The sequence below is a fragment of the Pseudomonas lundensis genome (genome assembly GCF_002269125.1).
Lineage (GTDB): Bacteria > Pseudomonadota > Gammaproteobacteria > Pseudomonadales > Pseudomonadaceae > Aquipseudomonas > Aquipseudomonas lundensis_A.
The window spans coordinates 22828-49814 of sequence record NZ_NQKI01000017.1 but is presented as its reverse complement, the minus strand read 5'-3'; the positions used below and the strand labels follow the sequence as shown (position 1 = coordinate 49814).

Here is a 26987-nt window from a genome sequence, read left to right as displayed (position 1 = left end):
CAAGTGGTTGAATTAAAAAGAAATTTGCCCCTTTTTGGGGCAGCCTGGTGAGAAAGTGTCTATGAAAGCAGGTCTGTACCACCCCGACGAATTCAAGGATAACTGTGGTTTCGGCCTGATTGCCCACATGCAGGGCGAACCCAGTCATACCCTTCTACAAACAGCCATTGAGGCACTGACCTGCATGACCCACCGCGGTGGGATCAACGCAGACGGCAAGACCGGCGACGGTTGTGGCCTGCTGATTCAAAAACCTGATCTGTTCTTGCGTGCAGTCGCCAAGCAACAGTTCGGCAGCGATTTGCCCAAGCAATACGCGGTCGGCATGGTGTTTTTCAACCAGGACCCGATCAAGGCCGAAGCGGCCCGCAACAACATGAACCGCGAAATCCTTGCGGCCGGCCTGCAATTGGTGGGCTGGCGCAAGGTGCCCATCGACACCAGCGTGCTGGGTCGTCTGGCGTTGGAGCGTTTGCCGCAGATTGAACAGGTGTTCATCGCCGGTGAAGGCCTGAGCGATCAGGACATGGCGATCAAGTTGTTCAGCGCACGTCGTCGTTCGTCAGTAACCAATGCTGCCGACACCGACCATTACATCTGCAGTTTTTCCCACAAGACCATCATTTATAAAGGCCTGATGATGCCGGCGGACCTCACCGCCTTTTATCCGGACCTCAGTGACGAGCGCCTGCAAACCGCCATCTGTGTGTTTCACCAGCGCTTCTCCACCAACACCTTGCCGAAATGGCCGCTGGCCCAGCCGTTCCGCTTTCTCGCCCATAACGGAGAGATCAACACCATCACGGGCAACCGCAACTGGGCATTGGCCCGTCGCACCAAGTTTGCCAACGACCTGATCGGTGATCTGGACGAACTCGGCCCGCTGGTTAACCGCGTGGGCTCTGACTCCTCAAGCATGGACAACATGCTGGAATTGATGGTCACCGGCGGCATCGACCTGTTCCGTGGCGTGCGCATGCTGATTCCACCTGCCTGGCAAAACGTAGAAACCATGGACCCCGACCTGCGGGCGTTCTATGAGTACAACTCCATGCACATGGAGCCGTGGGACGGCCCGGCAGGTGTGGTGATGACCGACGGCCGCTACGCCGTCTGCCTGCTCGACCGCAACGGCCTGCGCCCGGCGCGCTGGGTCACGACCACCAACGGCTACATCACCATCGCCTCGGAAGTCGGCGTGTGGAACTACCAGCCTGAAGACGTGATCGCCAAAGGCCGCGTAGGGCCGGGCCAGATTCTGGCTGTCGACACCGAAACCGGTCAGGTGCTGGACACCGACGCCATCGACAACCGCCTGAAGTCGCGTCATCCGTATAAGCAATGGCTGCGCAAGAATGCCCTGCGCATCCAGGCCACCATCGATGACCACGACCACGGTTCGGCGTTCTACGACGTCGATCAGCTCAAGCAATACATGAAGATGTATCAGGTCACGTTCGAAGAACGCGATCAGGTGCTGCGCCCACTGGGCGAGCAGGGCTACGAAGCGGTCGGCTCCATGGGCGATGACACGCCAATGGCCGTGCTGTCCCAGCGCGTGCGTACGCCGTACGACTACTTCCGCCAGCAATTTGCGCAGGTCACCAACCCGCCCATTGACCCGCTGCGCGAAGCCATCGTCATGTCGCTGGAAATCTGCCTGGGTGCAGAGCGCAACATTTTCCAGGAATCCCCTGAACACGCCTCGCGCGTGATCCTCAGCTCGCCGGTCATCTCGCCTGCCAAATGGCGCTCGTTGATGAACCTCGACCTGCCGGGCTTTGAGCGTCAGATCATCGACCTCAATTACGACGAGAGCCTCGGGCTCGAAGCGGCTGTGCGCAACATCGCGGATCAGGCCGAAGAGGCTGCCCGCGCGGGCCGTACGCAAATTGTCCTCAGTGACCGTCATATCGCGCCAGGCAAGTTGCCGGTTCACGCTTCGCTGGCGGTCGGCGCGGTTCACCACCGCTTGACAGAAAAAGGCCTGCGGTGTGACAGCAACATCCTGGTCGAAACCGCGACCGCCCGTGACCCGCATCACTTTGCGGTGCTGATCGGCTTTGGTGCGTCGGCGGTGTATCCGTTTTTGGCCTACGAAGTACTGGGCGATCTGATTCGCACAGGCGAAGTGTTGGGCGACCTTTACGAGGTGTTCAAGAACTACCGCAAAGGCATCACCAAAGGCCTGCTCAAAATCCTTTCGAAGATGGGTATTTCGACCATCGCGTCGTACCGCGGCGCGCAGTTGTTCGAAGCCATCGGCTTGTCTGAAGAAATCTGCGAGCTGAGCTTCCGTAGCGTGCCGAGCCGCCTTAAGGGTGCACGTTTTGTCGACCTTGAAGCCGAGCAAAAACTGCTGGCCGCCGAAGCCTGGAGCGCGCGTAAGCCGATCCAGCAAGGCGGGCTGCTCAAATACGTGCATGGCGGCGAATACCACGCCTACAACCCGGACGTGGTTGCTACCCTGCAAGCCGCTGTGCAGCAGGGCGACTACAACAAGTTCAAGGAATACACGTCACTGGTCGACAAGCGCCCGGTGTCGATGATCCGCGACCTGTTGCAGGTCAAAACACTCGATACGCCGCTGGCCATCGAAGAGATTGAACCGCTGGAATCCATCCTCAAGCGTTTCGACTCTGCCGGTATCTCGCTGGGCGCATTGTCGCCCGAGGCGCACGAAGCGTTGGCTGAAGCCATGAACCGGTTGGGCGCACGTTCCAACTCCGGTGAAGGCGGTGAGGACCCGGCGCGGTACGGCACGATCAAGAGCTCGAAAATCAAGCAAGTGGCCACTGGCCGTTTCGGTGTCACGCCGGAATATCTGGTCAACGCCGAAGTGCTGCAAATCAAGGTAGCCCAGGGCGCCAAACCGGGTGAGGGCGGGCAACTGCCGGGCGGCAAGGTCAACGGCCTGATCGCCAAGCTGCGTTATGCCGTACCGGGCGTGACCCTGATTTCGCCTCCGCCGCACCACGACATCTATTCGATCGAAGACTTGTCGCAGCTGATCTTTGACCTCAAGCAGGTCAATCCCAAAGCGCTGGTCTCGGTCAAGTTGGTGGCGGAAGCCGGGGTCGGCACGATTGCAGCCGGTGTGGCCAAGGCCTATGCCGACCTGATCACCATTTCCGGTTATGACGGCGGCACCGGTGCTTCGCCGCTGACCTCCATCAAATACGCGGGCGCACCGTGGGAACTGGGGCTGGCTGAAACCCACCAGACCCTGCGCGGCAACGACCTGCGCGGCAAAGTGCGGGTACAAACCGACGGCGGCCTGAAAACCGGCCTCGATGTGATCAAAGCGGCAATCCTGGGTGCTGAAAGCTTCGGCTTCGGCACCGCGCCAATGATCGCCCTGGGCTGCAAATACCTGCGAATCTGCCACTTGAACAACTGCGCCACGGGTGTGGCGACGCAGAACGAATCCCTGCGTAAAAACCACTACATCGGCACTGTCGACATGGTGGTCAATTTCTTCACCTACGTGGCCGAAGAAACCCGCGAGTGGCTGGCCAAGCTCGGCGTGCGCAGCCTTGAACAGTTGATCGGTCGTACCGACCTGCTGGACATCCTGCCGGGCGAAACCGCCAAGCAGCATCACCTCGACCTGACCCCGTTGCTGGGCAGCGACCACGTGCCTGCCGACAAGCCGCAGTTCTGCGAGGTGGACCGCAACCCGCCGTTCGACAAAGGCCTGCTGGCCGAAAAAATGCTCGACATGGCACGCCCGGCGATCAACGACCTGAGCGGTGCCGAGTTTGAACTCGATATCTGCAACTGCGACCGTTCGATTGGCGCGCGGATCTCCGGTGAAATCGCCCGTACCCATGGCAATCAGGGCATGGCCAAGGCACCGATCACGTTCCGCTTCAAAGGGACGGCAGGTCAGAGCTTTGGTGTGTGGAACGCCGGTGGTTTGAACCTCTACCTGCAAGGCGACGCCAACGACTACGTAGGCAAAGGAATGACGGGCGGCAAGCTGGTGATCGTGCCGCCGACTGGCAGCGTCTACAAAACCCAGGACAGTGCGATCATCGGCAACACCTGCCTGTACGGCGCCACGGGCGGCAAGTTGTTTGCCGCTGGTACGGCGGGCGAGCGTTTCGCTGTGCGCAACTCGGGCGCCCACACCGTTGTGGAAGGCACGGGCGACCATTGCTGCGAATACATGACGGGCGGCTTTGTCTGCGTACTGGGCAAAACCGGTTACAACTTCGGTTCGGGCATGACCGGCGGTTTCGCCTACGTGCTGGATCAGGACAACACGTTCGTTGACCGGGTGAACCACGAGCTGGTTGAAATCCAGCGCATCAGCGGCGAAGCGATGGAAGCCTACCGCAACCACCTGCAACACGTGCTGGACGAATACGTCGAGGAAACCGACAGCGAGTGGGGCCGCAACCTCTCGGAAAACCTTGATGATTACCTGCGTCGTTTCTGGATGGTCAAGCCCAAGGCTGCCAGCTTGAAATCGTTGCTTTCCATCATCCGTGCCAACCCGCAGTGATATGCGCCTGAAGAGTGTGATGAGGTTTTAACCATGGCTGAACGTCTGAGTAACGACTTCCAGTTCATCGATGTCGGGCGCAAAGATCCGAAGAAGAAACTGTTACGTCAACGCAAAAAAGAGTTCGTGGAAATCTACGAACCGTTCAAACCCCAGCAGTCAGCCGAGCAGGCTCACCGTTGCCTGGGTTGCGGTAACCCGTACTGTGAATGGAAATGCCCTGTGCATAACTTCATTCCCAACTGGCTCAAACTGGTGGCCGAGGGCAACATCCTCGCCGCCGCCGAGCTGTCGCACCAGACCAACACCCTCCCTGAAGTGTGCGGCCGGGTGTGCCCGCAAGACCGTCTGTGCGAGGGGGCCTGCACCCTAAACGACGGTTTTGGCGCAGTGACCATCGGTTCGGTCGAGAAGTACATAACCGACACCGCTTTCGCCATGGGCTGGCGCCCGGACATGTCCAAGGTCGTGCCCACCGGCAAGCGCGTAGCCATTATTGGCGCCGGGCCTGCGGGCCTGGGCTGCGCTGACGTATTGGTACGTGGCGGCGTAACCCCGGTGGTTTTTGACAAGAACCCGGAAATCGGCGGTCTGCTGACCTTCGGTATTCCCGAGTTCAAACTCGAAAAAACCGTGCTCAGCCACCGCCGTGAAGTCTTTACCGGCATGGGGATCGAGTTCCGCCTCAACACCGAAATCGGCAAAAACATCAGCATGCAACAGCTGCTGGACGAGTACGACGCGGTCTTCATGGGCATGGGCACCTACACCTACATGAAAGGTGGCTTTGCCGGTGAAGACCTGCCAGGCGTGCACGATGCGCTGGACTTCCTGATTGCCAACGTCAACCGCAACCTGGGCTTTGAAAAGTCGCCGGACGATTTCGTCGACATGAAAGGCAAAAGGATCGTGGTTCTCGGGGGCGGTGACACGGCCATGGACTGCAACCGCACCTCCATCCGCCAAGGCGCCAAGTCCGTGACCTGTGCGTACCGTCGTGACGAAGCCAACATGCCGGGTTCGCGTAAAGAGGTGAAAAACGCCAAGGAAGAAGGTGTGAAGTTCCTCTACAACCGTCAGCCAATTGCCATTGTGGGCGAAGGTCGGGTGGAAGGTGTGAAAGTGGTCGAAACGCGTCTGGGTGAGCCTGATGCCCGTGGGCGCCGCAGCCCTGAGCCGATTCCGGGTTCTGAAGAGATCATCCCGGCGGATGCCGTGATCATCGCGTTCGGATTTCGCCCGAGCCCGGCACAGTGGTTTGAACAATTCGACATCCAGACCGACAGCCAGGGCCGCGTCATTGCGCCCGAGCAGTCGTCGTTCAAACACCAGACCAGCCACCCGAAGATCTTCGCCGGTGGTGACATGGTGCGTGGATCAGACCTCGTAGTGACCGCTATCTTTGAGGGCCGTACAGCGGCCGAAGGGATTCTGGATTACCTGGGCGTCTGACCCGGCATTCACCTGCCCCTTTCTCTGCGGGAGAGGGCGCGGGTTGAGGGAAAAGTGCTCGCCCTTGCGCGTCAAATCGCCTCGATAGATAAAAGGCACGGCTCTTGCCGTGCCTTTTGTGTCCGTCTCTGAGAAAATGCCCGCACTTTTTTTCCGGATGCTGACATGACTGATCTCAAGAATGACCGTTTCCTTCGCGCTTTGCTCAAGCAACCCGTTGACGTAACGCCTGTGTGGATGATGCGTCAGGCCGGTCGCTACTTGCCGGAATACCGTGCCAGCCGCGCCAAGGCCGGTGATTTCATGAGCCTGTGCAAGAACGCCGAGTTCGCGTGCGAAGTCACCATGCAGCCTCTGGACCGCTTCCCGCAGCTTGATGCGGCGATCCTGTTCTCCGACATTCTGACCATTCCGGATGCCATGGGGCAGGGGTTGTATTTTGAAACTGGCGAAGGCCCACGCTTCAAAAAGGTGGTCAGCACCCTGGCCGACATCGAAGCTTTGCCGATTCCGGACCCGCAAAAAGACCTCGGTTACGTAATGAACGCGGTCAGCACCATCCGCAAGGAACTCAACGGCCGCGTGCCACTGATCGGTTTCTCCGGTAGCCCGTGGACGCTGGCCACCTACATGGTCGAAGGCGGCTCGTCCAAAGACTTCCGCAAAACCAAAGCCATGCTCTACGACACCCCTCAAGCGATGCATTTGCTGCTCGACAAGCTGGCGCAGTCGGTGACGTCGTACCTTAACGGCCAGATCCTGGCGGGCGCACAAGCGGTGCAGATCTTCGACACGTGGGGCGGCAACCTGTCCTCGGCGGCCTATCAGGAGTTCTCCCTGGCCTACATGCGCAAAATCGTCAGCGGCCTGATCCGTGAACATGAAGGCCGTAAAGTGCCGGTCATCCTGTTCACCAAAAACGGCGGCCTGTGGCTCGAAAGCATTGCCGACGCAGGTGCGGACGCATTGGGTCTGGACTGGACCTGCGACCTGGGCGAAGCCCGCCGTCGCGTTGGCAACAAAGTTGCCTTGCAGGGCAACATGGACCCGACCGTGCTGTACGCCAACCCGGAAGCCATCCGCACTGAAGTCAAACGTATTCTGGCCAGCTACGGCAAGGGTTCTGGGCACGTGTTCAACCTCGGTCATGGCATCACGCCTGAAGTGAAACCCGAACACGCTGGCGCCTTTATCAGCGCAGTGCACGAGTTCTCGGCGCAATACCACGTTTAAGTATTTCGCTAACTTCCAATGCCCGGCTAATGCCGGGCATTTTTGTTAGTGGTGACTTTGGAATGCAGTGCCGATGTGGGCGTACATATAAATAGCGCTGATTGCATTAAAGTCATGGATTAAAAACTTCAAAGCCTAAGACTTTTCCTACTTGAAATAGCGTGACCGCTTACAGATTAATCGTTGTAAGACGGTAAAATCTCCCACCTCTCGGGTAGGTGTTGACTGAACTTAAACTGCAATTAAGGAAAATATTGAAGGGATTTTCTTTGTGTTATGTAGTTTTGGTTTTGAGCGTTAAATGTTCATCGTGTTGAGTTATTCGTGGTCGTGCATTGAATATATGCGCGCCATTTTTTGTCTTAATAAAAATTAAGAGGGGATTTAATATGACGTCTTCACGCTCCAGGTCTTTGACGTTGACCGGCTGCGTTTCTTCGTTAACGCTGATGGCGGCGATGTTTGCATCGCAGCAAGTAGCGGCGCATGGCTATATGGACAGCCCGCCTTCCCGCGCTTACGCCTGCAAGCAAAAGCTGAATGCAAACTGCGGCCCCGCCGAATATGAGCCTCAAACCGTTGGCGAAGCGCCTAAAGGCTTTCCGGCATTGGGCCCGGCTGATGGCAAGATTGCCAGTGGCGAAAACACCATGTTTGCAGCGATGGATGCCCAGTCCCCGGATCGCTGGCATTTGACCGAAATCAGCAACCGCAATACCGAGTTCAGCTGGTTTTTCACAGCGGCCCACAAAACCACCAAGTGGGAATACTTCATTACCAAAACCGGCTGGAACCCCAACCTGCCGCTGACCCGTGATGCCTTCGAGCTGACGCCGTTCTGCAGCGTAGAGGGCGGCGGCGCTGTGCCGATCGAAGGTGCGGCGGGTGGCAATGGTCAGATCAAGCAGAAGCACGCGTGCACCATTCCGGGCGATCGTAGCGGCCATCACATCATCTTGGGTGCCTGGACAGTTGATGACACCGGCGCATCGTTCTACGACGTTGTTGACGTGAATGTCACGGCCGAAGCCGAGCACGAGCCCGACCCTGATGGCTGGAAGCGTGTCAGTGAGCTGGCCCCAACCCAGGCACTGTTGCCAGGTGATTCGGTCAAGGCTCGTGCGTTTACCGGGAGCTCCGAAAGCGCTGAGTACAGTTTCTCGGTAGGCATCGATTCGGTTGAAGAAGGCAAGCCGCAAAACTGGTCGCTCAAATTGGCTCAGGCAATCAATGCGGCTGACAAATCGGTGCGTGCAGGCATTCGTAATGCTGAAGGCAACATTGAACCGATCAAGGGCACCAACATCTTCTACGTTAAACCGGAAACGGGCGTGACCAGCTATCAAATGCTGACCACCATGGTTCCGGACCCTGCTGCGTACATGCATGTGCATGACGTTAAACCGGAGTATGCGCTGGAAAAAGGCAAAGGCAATGTAGGCTTCACATTGATGACCAACAAGGACATCAACGTTGATGCCACCGTTTACGATGCCAACAACAAGTCCGTCGGCACCGTCAAACAGACCCTGAATGCATCCACCGAACAAGTCATTGTCCCTGTGATTAGCGCACCGGGCGTGCATACCTTGAAGTTGATTGCCAGCAGCCAGGACGGTCGTGAAAACTTCCAGGAAGCCAAGTCCCTTAACCTGACGGGCGATGGCGCCGAGCACGACTTCGATGCTGTATTCCCTGAAGGTATGAAGGACTACAAGGCAGGGATTAAAGTGTTGCATCCACAAACCAATAAGGTCTACGAGTGCAAGCCTTTCCCTTTCTCCGGGTACTGCTCTCAGTATTCGAAGACGGCCAATGGCTTTGAGCCGGGTGTCGGATCGAATTGGGCTGATGCCTGGACGGAACTGAAGTAAAGCTGTTGAAGACCGGGCCGTTTTACAAGACGGCCTAGTCTTCTTGTTCGCGATTAAGATGAAAGAGAGCGAGAATTTTTTTAAATTTTCGAGGCTGACGCCGTGAATCATTCGACGTATTCATATTTACAGAAATGGTTACATGCTATTTCGATGATTATTAGTGCGTGGTTGATGTCGTCGGGGTATTACGCGGCGTTGATATCCCGTTCCGTAGACGTTAAAGGTGCCATCAGTACTTTTAATGTCGCGTTGGCCACCCTGTTTGCTCCTGTGTTCTTTTTTCGAATGTATTTATCGTTCGGTCAAGGGTACGCCGATGTTTTCAGATCAGGAGATGCCATGCGTTATGCGGCGTTTCTTGTTCACAACCTGATGTATTTAACGACCTGCGTCGTCATCGTCTCGGGATTTCTGATGAGGAATCGCGAGATCGATATATTCGGCCTGTTTTACCTGCCTGCCGTAATAACAGACCTGCAACTACGTGGATGGTTTTCCTTTTCTCATGCCTGGGGCTGTTGCGTATTGGCGCTGCTGCTGGTCGTGCATGTCGCGGCGGTCATCAAGCATCAACTTGCTGGCAAATTGATTCTCAAGGGCATGTTTTCCTAAGCCTTTCCACGTGTCGACACATCAATGACAGCTCATACAGCATGCGGACGGTCAACGTTGGGTAGTTCAGCATTCGTTTTTACCCGTTCCTTTCGGCTGGTCCTGAGGGCTTGTCTGGTGGCGTTGCCTTTGAGTGCGGGAGGCTGGCATCTCTGGCAAGAGTGGTCGTATCGCATGTCATTACCCGACCTGATCGTTTTGAAACCTCTTGAAGCCGCCGCCCCTTTGACACCGGTTGCGTTCAGCCCGGATGCCATCGCGACGGTACTGGGCTTTGCACCACAAGGCGCAGCTGTGCGTAGCGCCGAGGCCCTGACGCTGCGCGCGAGCCTGGTTTCCAGCGAGGGACAGTCCCGTGCGCTATTGGCGGGTGCCAACGAGGCTCGTTTCTACGGGGTGGGCGAACGCTTGCCGGGCGGCAGTGTTTTACGCCGTATTGAAGTGTCCCGCGTGGTGCTTTGGCGCAATGGCCGGGAAGAAAGCCTGGTTCTCGAATCCGCCGGGCAGTACCTGCTGCCGGTCACACGTGCTGATGCCCCCAAGGCGCAGCCCGCTTCCACTTATTTGCGGCCCGTTGCCGAACAACCTTAGAGACTCACCATGAACAGGCCAGACAGGTTCGGCATCGGCCGCTTCTTACTGCGTAGCACGCTTTGCACCGCGCTTTTTTTCGCAAGCTCGACGCTCGCTCAAGAGCAATCGTGGCAACTGGCGATGAAAGACGCCGAGTTACGCGATGTGGTACAGCAAATGTCCAGTGTGCTGGGCGCTACGGTTGTGCTCGACCCGCGTGTCCAGGGGCGCATTACTGTGATCTCTGATCAGCCACTCAATCGTGAAGGCGTGCGCAACTTGTTCTACGCGGTGCTGGAGGCCCAAGGCTTTGCCGTGGTCGATCAGGGTGAGCGTTTATTGATAATTCCGGCAGCTGACGCCAAAACCCGGGCCAGCACTGCCGACACCCGGCAAGCGCTGAATGAGGAATTTGTTACCCAAGTCATTGAATTGAACACCAGCGTCGCCGCCGATTTGTCCGGGTTGCTGCGGCCACTTGTGTCTAACAATGGCTATGTCGGGCCTTCGACATCAGCCAATGCGCTGATCGTCACTGACACGGCGAGCAATATCGAGCGTATTGCCCAGTTGGCCAGACAACTGGACGCCGGCGGGCAGTTCGGGCATTCGGTTATTGAGCTGCGCCATGGCCTGGCCAGCGACATTGCGGGCGTGATCGAGAAAACCCTCGACAAAAAGAACACCGGTGGCGGTCAAGTGATTGCTGACAGCAGTTCCAATCGTCTGGTGATTATCGGCACGGAGCCGGTGCGCATGCGCTTGAATACCCTGGCCCACTCGCTGGATAAGCCCGCCACAATCAAGCAAGAAAATGCACGCGTGATTCGTCTGCGTCACAGCGATGCGAAACAGCTGGCCGAGGTGTTGGCGGCTGTCGGGCAGGGCGTACAGCAAAATGCTCCGCTGGGGGGCGCGACACCCGCTGTGACTCAACGCGAAGCAATGGTGGCGGCTGATATCAGCCAGAACGCACTGGTCATCATGGCCGACCCGGCACAGGTGCGTTCGCTGGAGGCCATCGTCAAACAGCTCGATCAGCCTCGCTCACAGGTCTTGATCCATGCCGCCATTGTTGAAATCTCTGGCGACATTACCAAAACCCTTGGCGTGCAATGGGGCGTGAACACCGGCGCTGGTCAAGGCGCGATCACCTTCCCGGGGACCAATATTCAAATCGGCCAACTCTCCGATAGCAACGCGCAGTTGCCTGAAGGGGCGGTCTTGCAGATCGGCAGCGATCGGTTTAATGCCTTGATTTCTGCACTGGCCAGCGATGCCAACAACAATGTGTTGTCCACCCCGAGCCTGCTTACCCTGGACAATCAGGAAGCCGAAATTCTGGTCGGGCAAAACGTACCCTTCAAGACCAGCAGCTACGTTCCGCCCAGCGAGGGTTCGCAAACCCCGGTCACCAACTTCACCCGTCAAGACATCGGCATCAGCCTCAAGATCAAGCCGCACATCAATGACGGTTCTTCATTGCGCCTGGAAGTCGAGCAAGAGAGTTCCGAGCTTGCCCCTTCGCTCGAAGGTTCCAGCGACCTGATCACCAACAAGCGGAAACTCAAGAGCACCATCCTGGCCGAGGACGGTGAAATCATCGTGATCGGCGGTCTGATTAAAGACAGTGTGCGCACCCAAGTCAGCGGCGTACCGCTCTTGCGCAGCATCCCGTATCTGGGGGCGCTGTTTCGCTGGAACAAAGACACCCAGACTAAAACCAATTTGATGGTCTTCCTGCGCCCGACCATCGTGCGCAGCAAGGAAGACATTCACGGCCTGAGCCAAAAGAGCTACGACGCGTTGCGCTCACTCAGCCAGCCTGAAGCCAAAGCCAACAACACGTTGCTGCTGCCCCGCGATCCGCAACAGCTGTTTGACGGCAACCTGTCGACGCCTGCCCAGCCATGAGCGAATCCACTCCACGTTTGCCGTTCAGTTTTGCGCGGCGTTTTGGCGTCGTACTGGAGGCGGCTAGCACCCCGGCCACACTGTTGATGCGCAGTGACACCCCGTTGAGCGTAGTGGCCGAAGTGCGGCGCAAGGTCGCCACAGCGCTGGTGCTCAAGCGGGTTTCGGACGCCGAGTTCAATACCGCGCTGGCCAGTGCCTACAGCGCAGGTCAGAGCGCCGCCGAGCAAGTCGCGCTTGGCCTGGACAGTGAGCTGGACCTGATGAGCGTGGCCGAACAGGTGCCGCAAACTGCCGACTTGCTGGAGCAGGAAGGGGACGCCCCAATCATCCGTCTGATCAACGCGTTGCTGCGCGAAGCCATGCGTGAGAAAGCTTCCGACGTGCACCTCGAAACGTTTGAACATTACCTGTCGGTGCGCATGCGCATTGATGGTCAACTGCGCGAAGTGCTCAGGCCAAAGCGTGAACTGGCCAATTTACTGGTGTCGCGCATCAAAGTTATGGCCCGGCTGGACATCGCTGAAAAGCGCGTCCCGCAAGATGGCCGTATCAGTTTGCGCCTGGCCGGTCATGAAGTGGATGTACGCGTCTCGACCTTGCCTTCGTCCCACGGCGAACGGGTCGTGATGCGATTGCTCGACAAACAGGCGGGCCGACTGGACCTCCAATGCCTGGGCATGCCCGCCGATACGCTTGCCTGCTTTGAGCAGGTGCTGGCCCGTCCCCACGGGATTTTCCTGGTGACGGGGCCGACCGGCTCGGGCAAAACCACCAGCCTGTATGCCGCCCTGAGCCATCTCAATCACGCTTCGCGCAACATCCTGACCGTTGAAGACCCTGTGGAGTATCACGTGCCGGGCATTGGCCAGACGCCGGTCAACACCAAGGTCGACATGACCTTTGCTCGCGGCTTGCGGGCGATTTTGCGTCAGGACCCGGATGTGGTCATGGTCGGCGAAATCCGTGACCGGGAAACCGCCGACATTGCCGTACAGGCCTCACTGACCGGGCACCTCGTGTTATCGACCCTGCACACCAACAGCGCCATCGGGGCCGTTACCCGACTGGTCGACATGGGCGTCGATGCGTTTTTGCTGGCCTCATCGCTGGTCGGGGTGTTGGCCCAGCGTCTGCTGCGCACTTTGTGCCCCGCATGCAAGGTGCCGTACACCGCCGACCCGGCTGTGTGTACACGGCTGGGGCTTGATCCGCAGGCGGCCGTGACCCTGTATCGGGCTCATGGCTGTGACCATTGCCAACAAGGGTATCGGGGGCGTATCGGGATTTACGAGTTAGTGCGGGTGACCACGGCGTTGGCGGGCCTGATTCATCAGGGCGCCAGCGAGGCGCAGTTAACGCGCGAAGCGCGCGGGGGCTCGCTGAGCTTGTTTCAGGATGGTCAACGGCGGGTACTCGAAGGCCTCACCAGCCTTGATGAACTGCTACGCGTCACCCAGGAAGACTGAGCATGCCTGCTTTCGACTATCACGCGCAGGATGCCAATGGCCGCACGTGCCGGGGCCAGCAGCACGCGGACAGTGCACGGCATGCGCGGCAGTGCTTGCGCGAACGTGGCTTGCGTCCGCTGCAGGTGAGCGAGGCCCGCGGCGGCCGGACGGCGGGGCGTTTCGGGCAGGCCGGAACGCGGCTGGGCGTGCCCGGTCTGGCCCTGTTGACCCGTCAATTGTCGACGCTGGTTCATGCCGGCCTGCCCCTTGAAGAGGCCTTGCTGGCCGTCGCTGCGCAAACCGACAAGCGCAAGGTCGGCAGCTTGCTGGCAGCGGTGCGCAGCCGTGTCCTGGAAGGCCATTCGCTGGCCACCGCGCTGTCGGGGTTCCCCCGTGCATTCCCCGAGCTGTTCTGCACCACCGTCGCGGCGGGTGAACGCAGCGGTCATTTGGGGCACGTGCTTGAACAATTGGCCGACTACACCGAAGCACGTCATGCCGCGCGCCAGAAGATCCAGCTGGCGCTGGTGTACCCGATGATCTTGTTGTTCGCGTCCCTGGCCATCGTCGGATTTTTGCTGGGCTATGTCGTTCCGGATGTCGTGAAAATTTTCGTCAACAGCGGCCAGGCCCTGCCCGTGCTCACCCAGGCCATGATTGCCCTGAGCACAGGCTTGCGCAGCTACGGCTGGCTATTACTGATCGTCGTGATCGTGGGGGCGGGTGCCGCACGCTGGGCCTTGCGCCAGCCCCGGCTGACCGTGCGCTGGCATGGGCTGCTGCTCAATGCGCCTGTGGTGGGCGGCGTACTGCGGGCAATGGAAGCGGCGCGCTTTGCCAGTACCTTGTCGATCTTGGGCAAAAGTGCCGTGCCGTTGGTGGATGCGCTTGAAATCTCGGCCACGGTTATCGCCAACCTGGCGATCCGCCAACGCCTGCACGAGGTCGCCCGTTCGGTGCGTGAAGGCGGGACCCTGGCCCGGGGTCTGGAACGCAGCGGGGATATCCCGCCCATGATGCTGCACCTGATCGCCAGCGGTGAACGTGCCGGTGAGCTGGACAACATGCTGGCCCGGGCCGCCGAACAACAGGAGAAAAACCTCGCCGCCCGCGTCGCCCTGGTGGTGAGCCTGTTCGAGCCCATCATGCTGGTGCTCATGGGCGGCGTCGTTTTATTGATCGTCATGGCCATCTTGCTGCCCATTCTTAGCCTCAATCAACTGGTGAACTGACTGATGAAAGCCTCCTCCAAATCCACTCAACGCGGCTTCACCCTGATCGAAATCATGGTGGTCGTGGTCATCATCGGCGTGCTCGGCGCCATTGTGGTACCGCAATTCATGAGCCGCCCGGATCAAGCCAAAGTCACGGCGGCACGCACAGACATTCAGGCCATCTCCACGGCGCTGGAAATGTACCGCCTGGACACCTTCAACTACCCCTCCACCCAGCAAGGCCTCGAAGCGTTGAGCGCACGCCCGTCCGGAACACCGCTGGCCAAAAACTGGAACCCTCAGGGTTATCTGAAAAGTCTGCCACTCGACCCTTGGGGCACGCCCTATCAATATGCCAACCCCGGCACCCATTCGGCCGGTTACGACCTCTTCTCCTTGGGCGCTGATGGCGTCGCTGGCGGCGAAGGGTTTGCAGCCGACATTGGTAACTGGAGCGAGTGAGCCATGCGGCGCGCGGCGGCAGGCTTTACCTTGATCGAAATGATGGTGGTCATTGTGTTGATCGGCGTGATGGCATCGATGGTGCACATCAGTCAGGGCGACAACACCGCACGCCTGGCGCGCCAGGAGGCTGACGTGCTGTTGAATTTGATGCACGGCCTGCGTGAAAAAGCCGTCCTTGAAGGGCTTGAGTTCGGGCTGCGGCTGGAGCCGAAGGCTTACCAGTTGATGGCGTTCACGCAGGAGCAATGGCAGCCATTGCAACCCGCCGTGCAACTGCCCCAAGGGGTGCAACTGGCCTTGACCCTCGAAGGCCAGCATCACCCCCTCAACGACAGCGCCCAGTTGCCCCACGTGGTATGGCTGAGCAGCGATGAAAATACCGCCTTTGATTTGCACTTCGACAGCCCGCCGGTCCGCTGGCGCAGCATCGTCAGCGACGGTCTGAATGACGCGCGCATTGACGACAACGGCTCGCTGCCATGAAGGCGGAAAAAGGCTTCACCTTGCTGGAGATCATGGTTGCGCTTGCCATCTTTGCCACCCTGTCGGCCGCGATTATGTCGGCCAGCAGCTATGTGCTGGGGCAAAGCGCTCGGGTCGAGTCGCGCTTGTTCGCCGCCTGGTTGGCCGACAACCACCTGAGCGACTTGCAACTGCACCCGCAGCCGCTGACAGAAGGTCAAACGGTCCTCACCCTGAATTTTGCACAACGTGACTGGCGCGTGCAGCAGCGCATCGCCCGCGAGCCCGGCACAGGGCTGTGGCGGGTTGAGCTGGAGGTCAGCCCGGTTGGCAGCTCACAGGTGATGCAGACCGTCGTGCAGTGGTTGGCGGTGAAAGATGCGCCCTAAAACGCAGGCAGGTTTCACCTTGCTCGAACTGGTCATAGCCATGGCCATTTTTACCCTGCTGGGGATTGGCTGTTGGCGCCTGTTTGATGGTGTGGTGCGTGCCGAACGCGCCAGCAATGCCCATGAACAGGCGTTGCGCAGCCTGCAACGGGCGGTGGCGTTGATCGAACGGGATGCCTTGCACGTGCACACGTCGGCCAGGCAGCCCGGCCTGACGCTGTACCCCGACCGGCTCAACCTGCGCCGTGGTAATTGGCGCAATCCGCTGGGCCAGCCGCGCAGCGAATTGCAAGACGTCAGCTACCGGCTTGAACAGGGTGTGCTGTGGCGTTACAGCCAGGGCGTGGACGTGCCCGGTGTGCAAAAACAGCAACTGTTGAGCGATGTGCGCGCTGTGCGCTGGCGCCTGTTTGATACCCAAACCGGCTGGCGCAACGCGTGGCCTACCAGCAAGGCCTTTGCAAAAAAGACCCCGCAAGCCCTTGAACTTCAGTTGTCCGTGGGCCGCTTTGGGCAGGTACGCCGCGTGATGTTGCTGCCGGAGGGTGAATGAAACGCCACGCCCAGCAAGGCGTGGCCTTGATAACGGTGCTTCTGGTCATGAGCCTGGCCTTGCTGATTACGGCCGGGATGCTGCGCAGCCAGCGGTTGTCGTTGCACAGCAATGCCCAACAGATCCATCAATTGCAGTTGCGCCAGCTGGGTTTCTCCGGCGAAGCCTGGGGCCGCGAGCGCTTGCGTACGTTGTTGCCCGATCCCGCGTCGCCGGTGGCGGTCGGGCAAGCCTGGGCTCAGGGCAAACCGGGCTTGAACGTTGAGGGGGGCCGGATCGAGGTTGAAATCGAAGACCTCAGCGGGCGCTTCAACGTCACCTCTTTGCTGACCAAGGGCCCGCCCGACGAGGCGAGCGCCCAACGCTGGCTGCGTCTGCAAAAACGGCTCAAGGTCCCGGTGATAGAGGCCACCGCTTTTCAGGGCCTGAGCCTGAATGACATCAGCCAGTTGCGTCAGGTGCCGGGTGTCGATGCCCAGTGGTTATTGCGCATGCAACCCTGGATCGCCCTGCTGGACAAAGGTGCGCGGCTCAACGTCAACACCGCTTCAGCCACGCAGCTGTCCTCGTTGACGGGGATCACCCCCGGCCTGGCCCGCCGTCTGGTGGCCGAGCGGCCCGCACACGGCTATGCCAGTGTTGAAGACTTCACCTTTACCCCGGCGCTCAGAGGGCTCGGCATTCAGGCCACAGGTCTGGGCATCGACAGTCACCGGTTTCGGATCACCACCCACGTGCGTCTGGGACAAAGCCGTTTACGTCTGGAAAGTGACGTAGCGCGCAACCTCACCACCGGCCAATGGCGTCTTTTGCAGCGACGCTTTCTCGCGCCCCTACACAGCGAACCCCACGAATGAACAGCTGGCTCTACCTTTCCGCCGAGGACTTTGCACGCAGCGACGCCACCGACTTGGCTCGCGCTTGTGTTCACTTCTGGCAGGACGACACAACCGTGTGCCGTGGCCTGCTGGAAGAAGCCGCCGCCGCTTTCCAGCACAGCGCAGTGCAACTGATCGTACCGATGGAAATGTGCAGCTGGTTGCTGACCGAGCCCTGGCCGAATAAGCGGCGGCCCGGCCTTCAGGCGCTGGCGTTTGCCGTCGAGGAGCAGTTGGCTGACGACCTGGATGCGCTGCACATCGCCGTTGGCCCGATGGATGCGCAGCGCCGCTACCCCTTGTGGGTGACGCACAAACAGCGCTTCACCACGTTGCTCAATCAGTTGCAGGCGCTGGGTTTGCACATCGCCTGCGTGCGCGTGGATGCCGACATGCTGCCCCGTGAGCAGGCGTGTGCTGCGCGTTGTAATGGCCGCTGGCTCGTCGGCGGTGCGCTTGATCTCAGGCTGGCGCTCTCTGATCACGACTTTAAAGCTGTGAAAGCCGAGTTACCGGTGGACCTTATCGAACTGCCGGGCGACCCGCTCAACATGCTGCTGAGTGCGTCCGGCCGCGAGGCGATCAACCTGTTGCAAGGGCCATTTCGTCCTGCCGCCCACGCGCTGCCGTGGCGCGACATCTGTGTGTCGTTGGGGCTGACGTTCGCCCTTGCGCTGGGGTTTATTCATGGCCGCAGCAGCTACCTCGAAAGCCAGGCCGCCCGCCTGTACGCGCTGAGCGAAGAGCGCTTCAAAATGTTGTACCCGGGCGAAACCGGCACCCAGGAGTTGTCCACGCAGCTCAGAGGGTTACAGCAACGGGGCGCCGCGCCAGCCGACGGCCACATGGCGCGTCTGGCCCATTTGACCGAACAGGTGATCGGCGCCAGCAGCGTCGACGTCCAGCGTCTTGAGTGGCGTGAGCATGGCGGCTGGGCCCTGACCATCACCGCCTCCAGCTTTGCCGAGCTTGAGCAGTTGCGTGAGCGGGGCGAGCAAAGCGCGCTGCCGATCACCGTGGGCAATGCCCGTCAGCAAGGCAACCGGGTGCAAGCCTTACTCACACTGGAGGACGTTTTATGAAGGCTCGTCTGCGTGATTGGGCGCGACAGTGGCAGCAACTCCCGCGCCGTGACCGGCAACTGTGTGTGGCACTGGCGGTATTCCTGTCGGGCGTGTTGGCTGTGTACGGGCTGTGGCAACCGTCGCAACAGCGCCTGCAAACGGCGCAGGCGCTCTATTACAAAAACCTCGCACTGGCCGGTGAAATACAGCGCGCACGGCCAGTCAAGCCGATGAAGGTACCCGATCAACCCCTGCCCACCCGCCTCAGTGAAAGCGCCGTGGCTGCCGGGTTGAACGTGCAACAATTTGAGATGGATACCGCGGTGCTGCGCATCACTGTCAGCGCAGAGGCGGATGTATTACTCACCTGGCTGGCGCGTATTGAGCATGAAGGCGCTGAATTCCAGAGCCTGCACCTGGAGAAACGCGACCGCCTCCTGGAAGCCCGGCTAGTGATCAAGCGGGTTTGATATTGCCCGGCAGGGCGGGCAAACGCGCCAGGTGCAGCGCCACCAGCAGTGCAACCACCAGCAGCCCGCCAATGAACAGGCCGATCCCGCTCCATCCCGCCATGTGCCAGAACACCCCGCCCAGTGTCCCGGCCACGCTCGATCCGGCGTAATAGCTGAACAGGTACAGCGACGACGCTTGCCCTTTGGCCTTGGTGGCGCGGCGGCCGATCCAGCTGCTGGCCACCGAATGCGCGCCGAAGAAGCCAAACGTGAACAGCAACATGCCGATCACGACAAACGCGATGGGCTCCAGCAAGGTCAGGGCGATCCCGGCCAGCATCAGCACAATCACGGCCCACAGCACTTTGCGACGTCCCAATTTGTCGGCCAGCGCGCCAATCTGGGCCGAGCTGTAAATACCTGACAAATACACGATGGACAGCAAGCCCACCACGGCCTGATTCATGTTGTAGGGCTCGGCCAACAAGCGATAACCGATGTAGTTGAACAGCGTCACAAAGCTGCCCATCAGCAGAAAGGCTTCGAGAAACAGCCACGGCAAACCGGCATCGCGAAAGTGCATGGTGAAACCGTCCAGCAGGCTGCGCGGGTTCATGGCCCGTGGCCGGAAATTGCGCGATTCGGGAAGGATTTTTACGAACACCAGCGCCGCTGCCATCGCCAGCCCGCCGATCACCAGCATTGCCGTGTGCCAGCTGACAAAATCGATCAGCACGCCGCTGATCAAACGCCCGCTCATGCCGCCGATGGCATTACCGCCAATGTACAAGCCCATGGCCAGCCCGATGTGCTGCGGGTGGATTTCTTCGCTCAGGTACGTCATCGCCACGGCCGCCAGCCCGCTCAGCGACAACCCCACCAATGCCCGCGTGATGAGCACGCCTTCCCACGTCGGCATCAGCGCACTCAATACGGTAAAGATCGACGCGGAAAACAGCGCAAACACCATCACCGGTTTGCGCCCGAAGGCGTCAGAAATTGGCCCGGTAATCAGCAGGCCGATCGCCAGCATCGCAGTCGCCACCGACAGGATCAGGCTGCTTTGCGCGGCGTTGATGCCGTATTCATGGGACAGCACCGGCATCATCGGTTGCACGCAATACAACAGCGCAAACGTCGCGAACCCACCCGAAAACAGCGCCAGTACCGTGCGCATAAACATCGGGGTGCCTTTTTCGATAAACACGTCATTGAGTTCAGCGACAACATCATCCAGCGCAGAAGGCCGGACTTCGTGGGCGAGAGGGGCGACAGCAGTTTTCACGGGGGACCTCAAAAAACGGGTAAAGCCGAGCGGCAATGGCAAAAGAATATAGGTGGCTAACGATTCTTTCCAATATATTATTCGACCTGTTTAATAGGTTTTACGACTTAATGGAGGGTGTATGGAACTGCGTCACTTGCGCTATTTCATCGCGGTTGCCGAAGAGCTGCACTTCGGTCGCGCTGCTCAGGTGCTAGGCATCTCGCAACCGCCGCTGAGCCAGCAAATTCAGGCGCTGGAGCAGGAACTGGGGGCCCGCCTGTTTGAGCGCACCAACCGCCGCGTTGAACTCAGTGAAGCGGGGCGGCTGTTTCTGGAGGAGGCACGTTTGGTGTTGGCACAGGTCGACAAAGCGGCCGACGTTGCGCGGCGTGCGCAACTGGGCGAACTGGGCGAACTGAAGATCGGCTTCACCTCATCGGCGCCGTTCAGTTCCAGCATTCCGCAGGCGATTTTTGCCTTCCGGCAAGCGTTCCCGGCCGTGCACCTGAACCTTAAGGAAATGAGCAGCCGCGAAGTGGCCGAAGGGTTGGTGGACGAATCCATCGAAGTGGGCATGATGCGGCCGTTGGTCTTGCCCGATTCACTGCACGCCGTGGAGTTGTTTCGCGAACCGCTGGTGGCCGTGATCCGTGCCGATCACCCGTTGGCCGATGGCAGTGAAGAGGGGTTGCACCTGGCGGCGCTGGCCGAAGAGCCGTTTGTGTTCTTCCCGCGCAGCTATGGCAGCGGGTTGTATGCGCAACTCCTGAGCCTGGCGCGGCAGGCCGGGTTCAGCCCGCATTTTTCCCAGGAAGCCGGCGAGGCCATGACCATCATCGGGCTGGTGTCGGCAGGGTTGGGTGTTTCGGTGTTACCTGCGTCGTTCCAGCACATGCGCATCAAAGGGGTAGTCTACCGGCCACTGCTGGACCCGGACGCCAACACCGCCGTGTGGCTGGTGCAGCGCAAGGGCAACCCGTCACCGATGGCCAAGGCGTTCGCAGACCTGCTGACCCGCAAAACCGTGGCCCCGGTATAAGTCACGCCAATAATTTATCCACAGCCGTTCGGGCTTGTTGAATCAGGTGCACCACCGCCAGCGCCACATCGCGGTTCAAGCCTTGCAGGTTGTCCGCCGAGGCGTACGCCGTCGCAAGCGCGCAGCGCAGTAATTCGTGGGTGTGTTCGAGGTGTTGTTCGTATTCGGGGGTGTGGTTCATGCGCAGTTCCTTAAGTGATAAGAGCTGACGCCATTTGCTTGCACACAAAGAGGGTGGCAGCTGTATGCGGGTGTGCAAGACCGGAGGAACGCAAACCGGCAGGCCAAAGACCTCCCACATACAGCCGCCATAAATCGGGCTTCTGAAAGTGACATTTGCGTATTTCGAACTTGCACGTCCGGTCACCCATGGGGGATGACGAACCGGAGGCTATCGATCGAAAGAGACAGACGCAAGGCCCGTGGATTCTCTAGGAAACGTCCTGCAAAGGAAAGCGACAACCCCTCCGACCCCGCCCGCAGCCGAGGCACGAAGCGGCGATCGATTGCGCATCGATCGCACACCTGCGTACCACTTCGACGGCTACGCGCTAAAAAGCCAGGCTCAGTTCACCTTCGCCAGATCACCTTTCAACGCAACACCTGCAATCACGGCGCCCGCATGGCACTCGTAGGTTTTCGGGTCTTTGCGCTCGTTACGTTTGTAGAAGCTGGCGATGTTGGTTACAGCGTTGGCGCCGACTTTTTTCGCGGCTTCATGCAGCGTGATCAGCGCCGATTGCAGGGCCCACGAACAGGCCTGTTCGTCGCTCTTGTTGAAGGCGTTGGTCTTTTTGTTGGTCACCGCGCCGGGTCTGACCACGGTCACGTTGCCGCGCGGGGTATTGCCGGCCAGGTAGAACTTGACGCTACCGTCGATCTTGCCAGTGCTGATGGCTTCGGTCACGACCTGGTCGAAGGGCAGGTACAGCGCGGTGTCGCGGGCCTGGCTGACGGCAGGCAGGGTGCACAGCAGCAGGGTGGTGGCGGCTGCCAGAGTTTTGAATTGCATTGAAGTCTCCATGACGTCGTGATGAGTGCGTTACTGCGGTGTGGCCAAAGCCGATTCCGACAGCTTTCGGGCTGTCTGCTCGTTTTGGTGGTCTTTGAGTTCACGCAGGATGCCCTTGTCCAGCAGGCGCACCCAGCGGATGTAATTCTTGTGAATCTTGCCGTCCTTGTAGTCCAGGCCGCTGCTGTCACGGTACTGGATGCGGTAATGGTTGGCGCTGTAGGGAATGTCGATTTCAGCGTGGTACTGGCCGCGCACCGTGATTTGCGCCTGCACCCCTTGCGGGGTGATTTTTTGCACCGTCCATTGGCGCGCCACCAACGCTTTGACGATGGCCTGTTGCACCTGTGCCCGGTCGGCCTGGATGGACACGGGCAGGGTGCGGTCCGGGGTGAGCAGACGTTTGCTGCTGCAGGCCACGGTGCTCAAGAGGGCGAGGGCGATCAGTGTTGCGCGTAACAGATAAGTCATTCCATTGGCTCCGGCGGGTTCACGCCCAGCGACGGAAAATCAACGACGTGTTGACCCCGCCGAACGCAAAGTTGTTGTTCATCACGTAATCGTTGCGCATCGAACGGAACTCGCCGCGCAGGTAATCCAGCTCGCCACAACGCGGGTCGATGTGGTCCAGATTGAGGGTCGGGACGTAGCGGTCGCGGTTCATCATTTCGATGCTGAACCACGATTCCAGCGCGCCACAGGCGCCCAGGGTGTGGCCCAGAAAACTCTTCTGCGAACTGATGGGCATGCGCGCCCCGAACAGTTCATGGGTGGCCAGGGTTTCGGCAATGTCGCCCTGTTCGGTGGCGGTGCCATGGCCGTTGACGTAGCCGATAGCTGCGGCGTCCAGGCCTGCGTCTTCGAGCGCCAGTTCCATCGCCCGGCGCATGGTGCTGACTTCCGGGCGCGTGGTGTGCTGGCCGTCGGCGTTGCTGCCAAAGCCGACGATTTCAGCGTGGATGTGCGCACCACGCGCCAGCGCGTGTTCCAGTTCTTCGAGCACCAGCATGCCGCCGCCTTCCCCGATCACCAGCCCGTCGCGGTCATTGTCGTAGGGCCGCGGGCTGGTCTGCGGGGCGTCGTTTTTCAGGCTCGTGGCGTACAGCGCGTCGAACACCATGGCTTCGGTCGGGCACAGCTCTTCGGCGCCGCCGGCGAGCATCAGCGGCAAACGTGCGAACTTGATCGCCTCGTAGGCGTAGCCGATGCCCTGACTGCCGCTGGTGCAGGCGCTGGAGGTCGGGATCAGGCGCCCGGTGAGACCAAAAAAGATGCTGATATTGGCCGCCGTGGTGTGCGGCATCATGCGCACGTAGCTGTTGGCGTTCAGGCCCTCGGCCACGGAGTTGAGCAGCATGTTGCCGAACGCCTTGATCTCGTCAGTGCTGCCGGTGGACGACCCGCATGCCACGCCCATGCGCCCGTCGCGAATGATGGGGTTGCCCAGTAACCCTGCGTCCTGCAACGCCTGTTCGGCCGCGCCCACGGCCAGCCGCGACACCCGGCCCATGCTGCGCAGCTGTTTACGGGTCCAGTGTTTAGGCACCGCAAAGTCATCAATGGGGCCGGCCAGGCGGGTGTTAAGTTCGGTGAACCGGTCCCACTCGTCCATGCGCCGGATGCCGCTGCGCCCGGCCACGAAGTTGGCCTCGATGCTGGCCCAGTCGCTGCCCAGCGAGGTGATTCCGGACATGCCGGTGACTACAACGCGCTTCATCAGCACAAGCCTCCGTTGACGGCCAGCACCTGGCGGGTGATGTAGCCCGCTTCGGCGGACATCAGAAAATTGACCGCCCCCGCGACTTCTTCCGGGGTGCCCATGCGTTGTGCGGGGATCATTTTCATCAATTCTTCTACGGGGACGTTTTCGTCGAGCATGGCGGTGTCGATCAACCCCGGCGCGACGCAGTTGACGGTGATCTTGCGTTTGCCCAGTTCAATGGCGAGGGCCTTGGCGGCACCGATCAGCCCGGCCTTGGAGGCGCTGTAATTGACCTGCCCGCGGTTGCCGATCAGGCCCGACACGGAGGTGATGCACACAATGCGTCCTGCTTTGCGGCGGCGGATCATGGGCATCATCACCGGGTGCAACACGTTGTAAAAACCGTCGAGGTTGGTGCGCATCACTACGTCCCAGTCGTCCTCGCTGAGGGCAGGAAACGCGCCGTCACGGGTCAACCCGGCGTTGAGCACCACGCCGTAATAGGCGCCGTGGATCTCGACGTCGGCTTCGAGCGCGGCCTTGCAGGCCGCACGGTCCGCTACATCAAATTGCAACACGCGGGCAGTGCGGCCCAAGGCTTGAACCTCTGCCATCACGGCATCAGCTTGCTGGCGGCCACTGCGGCAATGCAGCACCAGGTCGAAACCGGCGTGTGCCAGACGCAAGGCGATGGCGCGGCCGATGCCACGGCTGGAGCCAGTGACCAGAATGGACTCAGACATGACGGGTCTCCGAGGTGGATTGAGCAAGGTAATGGTCAGCCTGAGGCGGCCGGAACACGTTCAGGCGGGCGGTGGCATGGATGCCGGGGCCGGTGAGGTGACACTCGAACACGCCCATGCCGTTGTCGTCTTCCAGCGAGCGCAGCGCGTGGATATGCAGCTCGGCGCCCAGCGGGAAGTGCTCAACATTGCATTCAAATTTGCGTGTACCGAGCAAAAAGCCCAGCACGACCGGGTCGCCCAGCAGGCGTGCACGGCAACCGGCGTAGGCAGCCACGCTTTGCGCCATCAGTTCGACGCCGACCCAGGCGGGCAGGCTGCCGTCTTCACGGTTGAACAAGCCGCCCGCGCGCACGGTGAGGCGGGTGCGGATCTGTTCTTCATCAAATGCCAGCACCTGATCAATGAGGATCATGTCACCGGCGTGGGGCAGTAAGTCGGCGAGCGGCCAATCGATCATGGGGCGTCTCCGATAATCAGGCTGACGTTGTTGCCGCCGAAGGCAAACGAATTGCTCATCAGGCAGCGCTTAGTGGCACACGTCAGGGTCTGGCCGGGCGTCACCCAGCTCAGGGCTGGCAGTGCCGGGTCGGGTTGGGCGTCCCACACGTGCGGCGCCAACGCATTGTGGCGGCTCAGGCTCAGCCAGCAGAACGCGGCTTCCAGGGCACCGGCGGCACCGAGGGTATGGCCGGTCATGGGTTTGGTCGATGAGCAGGGCACGCCGTCAGGGAACACCTGCGTTACGGCATGGCTTTCCATCGCGTCATTGTGTTGAGTCGCGGTGCCGTGCAGGTTGAGGTAGCCGATGTGTTGCGGCTGCAACTGCGCCCGTTTCAAGGCTGTGCGCATGGCCTGCACGGCGCCGCGCCCGGTGGGTTCGGGCGCGGAAATATGGTGCGCGTCAGAACTGGCGCCCGCGCCCAGCAGGGCGATGGCGTGGGTCTTCGCGGGTTGCTTGCTCATCACAAACAGCACAGCAGCTTCACCGATATTGATGCCGCGCCGGTTGATCGAAAACGGGTTGCAACGTTCTTGCGCCACCGCTTCCAGCGCACTGAAGCCATTGAGGGTCAGCGCGCACAAGCTGTCGACGCCGCCGCACAGCACCACGTCGCACAGGTTCATGTCCAGCAGCCGCTGCGCGCTCATCAGGGCGCGGGCGCTGGAGGTGCAGGCGGTGGAAATCACGTAGGCGGGACCGCTGACGTTCAGCCACTCGGCCAAAAAGGTCGCCGGGGCGCTGAGCTCTTGCTGCTGATAATCGTAATCGCCGGGGAAGTGCTGCGTTTGCAGGTAGTGGGCGATGCCGCGGCTGGCTTCATCGATGCCCGACGTGCTGGTGCCCAGCACAATGGCCACGCGGTCAGGGCCGTAGGTGCGGATCGCTTGCCGGATGTCATCTTCAATCTGCAACGCGGCTTCGAGCAACAACTGGTTGTTGCGGCTGCTTTGCGGGTTGAGACCGCTCGGGATCGGCGCCAGCGCGCCGTGCACCGCGCCCACGGTCAGCGAGCGCCCCGGCACCCAGCCGCTTTCGCGTTGCATGCCACTGCACTCCCCGGCAAACAGGTTGCGTGCCACCTCGTCCTGACCACGACCCAGCGCGCAAATAACGCCCAATGCATTCAGGTAGGCGGTCATCGGGCGGCCTCGTCATCCAGTGGACTGATGTCGTAATACACACCGTCCCGGGTATCGATACGCAACACCTGCGGCTGCTCGTATTGAATCTGCCAGCGGTGGGTCAGCACGCGCACATTGGACATGGCGTTGGCCTGTGGATAATTACGTTTCAATTCGTGGGCGGGGGTCAGCGCAAACAACAGCGCGGCGAACAGCTCCCTGGCTTCAGGGTTGGGCGCCAGCAAGCCGTCGGCGTGCCAGCGGTTGTCCTTGAGCAACTGACGTGCCAGCGGAATCCCCAGCGGGTCCATCAATGACCAGCGCAGCCCGGCGTCTTCCTGCTGGATCACCAGCAGCCAGTCTTGACGCTGATCGGCCTGCTGGCGCTGCACATGCAACTGCATCGGCAGCGTCAGGGTCGGGGTTTGACGGGGAAGCGGCAGGGTGCTGCACCCGCTGAGCAACAGCAGCAGGCACATCCAGAGTGACAGCAACAGCC

General features: G+C 60.2%; 26 protein-coding genes. 17 read left to right on the top strand and 9 right to left on the bottom strand.

Annotation, left to right across the window (positions count from 1 at the left end; genetic code table 11):
* The first annotated feature begins 61 nt into the window (after positions 1-61).
* The 16 genes from gltB (at position 62) to gspM (ending at position 19117) form a co-directional block, all read left to right on the top strand.
* Positions 62-4510, top strand: coding sequence for a glutamate synthase large subunit (gene gltB, locus CJF39_RS12425; protein WP_094993689.1), 4449 nt, complete (start codon positions 62-64; stop codon positions 4508-4510).
* Between the two features lie 33 nt (positions 4511-4543).
* The gene (locus CJF39_RS12420) at positions 4544-5962 is read left to right on the top strand and encodes an FAD-dependent oxidoreductase (protein ID WP_094993688.1); all 1419 of its coding nucleotides are present in this window, start codon (positions 4544-4546) and stop codon (positions 5960-5962) included.
* 165 nt (positions 5963-6127) lie between these two features.
* On the top strand, positions 6128-7195 hold the full coding sequence (hemE, locus tag CJF39_RS12415) for a uroporphyrinogen decarboxylase (protein ID WP_047279886.1): 1068 nt from the start codon (positions 6128-6130) through the stop codon (positions 7193-7195).
* Between the two features lie 389 nt (positions 7196-7584).
* Positions 7585-9069 (top strand): N-acetylglucosamine-binding protein GbpA, encoded by a 1485-nt coding sequence (gbpA, locus tag CJF39_RS12410; protein ID WP_094993687.1) that lies wholly within the window; start codon positions 7585-7587, stop codon positions 9067-9069.
* 102 nt (positions 9070-9171) lie between these two features.
* Positions 9172-9684 (top strand): cytochrome b/b6 domain-containing protein, encoded by a 513-nt coding sequence (locus CJF39_RS12405; protein WP_141232186.1) that lies wholly within the window; start codon positions 9172-9174, stop codon positions 9682-9684.
* Between the two features lie 174 nt (positions 9685-9858).
* Entirely contained in the window at positions 9859-10275 is a 417-nt protein-coding gene (locus CJF39_RS12400) for a type II secretion system protein N (protein WP_094993685.1), read from the top strand.
* Positions 10276-10284: 9 nt separating this feature from the next.
* Positions 10285-12171 carry a type II secretion system secretin GspD gene (gene gspD / locus CJF39_RS12395; RefSeq protein ID WP_094993684.1) on the top strand — a complete coding sequence of 629 codons (1887 nt, stop codon included), beginning with the start codon at positions 10285-10287 and terminating at the stop codon, positions 12169-12171.
* Positions 12168-13640: a type II secretion system ATPase GspE gene (gene gspE, locus CJF39_RS12390; protein ID WP_094993683.1), complete on the top strand. Its 1473-nt coding sequence runs from the start codon at positions 12168-12170 to the stop codon at positions 13638-13640. Before gspD ends, gspE begins: the two co-directional genes overlap by 4 nt.
* A gap of 2 nt (positions 13641-13642) precedes the next feature.
* Positions 13643-14854 carry a type II secretion system inner membrane protein GspF gene (gene gspF, locus CJF39_RS12385; protein ID WP_094993682.1) on the top strand — a complete coding sequence of 404 codons (1212 nt, stop codon included), beginning with the start codon at positions 13643-13645 and terminating at the stop codon, positions 14852-14854.
* A gap of 3 nt (positions 14855-14857) precedes the next feature.
* Complete coding sequence (gspG, locus tag CJF39_RS12380) at positions 14858-15298, top strand: type II secretion system major pseudopilin GspG (protein ID WP_094993681.1); 441 nt, start codon at positions 14858-14860, stop codon at positions 15296-15298.
* Positions 15299-15301: 3 nt separating this feature from the next.
* Entirely contained in the window at positions 15302-15784 is a 483-nt protein-coding gene (gene gspH / locus CJF39_RS12375; protein WP_094993680.1) for a type II secretion system minor pseudopilin GspH, read from the top strand.
* The gene (gene gspI / locus CJF39_RS12370) at positions 15781-16152 is read left to right on the top strand and encodes a type II secretion system minor pseudopilin GspI (RefSeq protein ID WP_094993679.1); all 372 of its coding nucleotides are present in this window, start codon (positions 15781-15783) and stop codon (positions 16150-16152) included. Before gspH ends, gspI begins: the two co-directional genes overlap by 4 nt.
* Complete coding sequence (locus CJF39_RS12365) at positions 16142-16705, top strand: type II secretion system protein GspJ (RefSeq protein ID WP_094993678.1); 564 nt, start codon at positions 16142-16144, stop codon at positions 16703-16705. The genes gspI and CJF39_RS12365 overlap by 11 nt, the downstream gene beginning before the upstream one ends.
* Positions 16702-17562, top strand: coding sequence for a type II secretion system protein GspK (locus CJF39_RS12360; RefSeq protein WP_094993677.1), 861 nt, complete (start codon positions 16702-16704; stop codon positions 17560-17562). The genes CJF39_RS12365 and CJF39_RS12360 overlap by 4 nt, the downstream gene beginning before the upstream one ends.
* Positions 17559-18665 (top strand): type II secretion system protein GspL, encoded by a 1107-nt coding sequence (gene gspL, locus CJF39_RS12355; protein ID WP_094993676.1) that lies wholly within the window; start codon positions 17559-17561, stop codon positions 18663-18665. Before CJF39_RS12360 ends, gspL begins: the two co-directional genes overlap by 4 nt.
* Entirely contained in the window at positions 18662-19117 is a 456-nt protein-coding gene (gspM, locus tag CJF39_RS12350) for a type II secretion system protein GspM (protein WP_094993675.1), read from the top strand. Before gspL ends, gspM begins: the two co-directional genes overlap by 4 nt.
* Here gspM and CJF39_RS12345 read toward each other — a convergent pair.
* On the bottom strand, positions 19104-20336 hold the full coding sequence (locus tag CJF39_RS12345; protein ID WP_432760241.1) for an MFS transporter: 1233 nt from the start codon (positions 20334-20336) through the stop codon (positions 19104-19106). The two genes, gspM and CJF39_RS12345, sit on opposite strands and share 14 nt — an antisense overlap.
* 169 nt (positions 20337-20505) lie before the next feature.
* Between CJF39_RS12345 and CJF39_RS12340 the strand changes: the two genes are divergently transcribed.
* On the top strand, positions 20506-21405 hold the full coding sequence (locus tag CJF39_RS12340) for a LysR family transcriptional regulator (RefSeq protein WP_094993673.1): 900 nt from the start codon (positions 20506-20508) through the stop codon (positions 21403-21405).
* Position 21406: 1 nt separating this feature from the next.
* Here CJF39_RS12340 and CJF39_RS12335 read toward each other — a convergent pair whose 3' ends face one another.
* From CJF39_RS12335 to CJF39_RS12300, 8 genes are all read right to left on the bottom strand, one after another.
* Positions 21407-21586: a DUF6124 family protein gene (locus CJF39_RS12335; protein ID WP_070412431.1), complete on the bottom strand. Its 180-nt coding sequence runs from the start codon at positions 21584-21586 to the stop codon at positions 21407-21409.
* 384 nt (positions 21587-21970) lie between these two features.
* Positions 21971-22417, bottom strand: a complete 447-nt coding sequence (locus CJF39_RS12330; protein ID WP_094993672.1) for an excinuclease — start codon at positions 22415-22417, stop codon at positions 21971-21973.
* A gap of 30 nt (positions 22418-22447) precedes the next feature.
* Positions 22448-22888, bottom strand: coding sequence for a hypothetical protein (locus tag CJF39_RS12325; RefSeq protein ID WP_094993671.1), 441 nt, complete (start codon positions 22886-22888; stop codon positions 22448-22450).
* A gap of 19 nt (positions 22889-22907) precedes the next feature.
* Positions 22908-24134, bottom strand: coding sequence for a beta-ketoacyl-ACP synthase (locus tag CJF39_RS12320; protein WP_094993670.1), 1227 nt, complete (start codon positions 24132-24134; stop codon positions 22908-22910).
* Positions 24134-24862, bottom strand: a complete 729-nt coding sequence (gene fabG, locus CJF39_RS12315) for a 3-oxoacyl-ACP reductase FabG (protein ID WP_094993669.1) — start codon at positions 24860-24862, stop codon at positions 24134-24136. Before fabG ends, CJF39_RS12320 begins: the two co-directional genes overlap by 1 nt.
* Positions 24855-25322: a hotdog family protein gene (locus CJF39_RS12310; RefSeq protein WP_094993668.1), complete on the bottom strand. Its 468-nt coding sequence runs from the start codon at positions 25320-25322 to the stop codon at positions 24855-24857. The genes fabG and CJF39_RS12310 overlap by 8 nt, the downstream gene beginning before the upstream one ends.
* Positions 25319-26506, bottom strand: a complete 1188-nt coding sequence (locus CJF39_RS12305) for a beta-ketoacyl-[acyl-carrier-protein] synthase family protein (protein ID WP_094993667.1) — start codon at positions 26504-26506, stop codon at positions 25319-25321. Before CJF39_RS12305 ends, CJF39_RS12310 begins: the two co-directional genes overlap by 4 nt.
* On the bottom strand, positions 26503-26967 hold the full coding sequence (locus tag CJF39_RS12300; protein WP_094993726.1) for a DUF3261 domain-containing protein: 465 nt from the start codon (positions 26965-26967) through the stop codon (positions 26503-26505). Before CJF39_RS12300 ends, CJF39_RS12305 begins: the two co-directional genes overlap by 4 nt.
* Positions 26968-26987: the final 20 nt, after the last annotated feature.